Annotated in this window: 1 protein-coding gene; it reads left to right on the forward strand. The window is 68.0% G+C overall.

Annotation, left to right across the window (positions count from 1 at the left end; translation table 11 throughout):
* Positions 1 to 32: 32 nt before the first annotated feature.
* Positions 33 to 247 (forward strand): enoyl-CoA hydratase-related protein (locus HA630_RS02285; RefSeq protein WP_208299929.1); only part of this gene is annotated, 215 nt, incomplete at its 3' end.

The following is a 247-nucleotide window of genomic DNA, read 5'->3' on the forward strand; positions in this document are numbered from 1 at the left end:
GTTCGGCGTGTTCCGCATGTGAGGGGCCGGACATGAGCAACCTGACCGTGACCGTGCAGGCGCACCGCGCCACCGTGACCCTGACCCGCGCCGAGATGCGCAACGCTTTCAACGACGAAGTTATCGCCGAGCTGACCCAGGTGTTCACCGAGCTGGGCCAGCGCGACGACGTGCGCGCCATCGTGCTGGCCGCCGAAGGCCCGGCTTTCTGCGCCGGCGCCGATTTGAACTGGATGCGCCGCATGGC

It is taken from the genome of Aquabacterium sp. A08 (genome assembly GCF_011742065.1).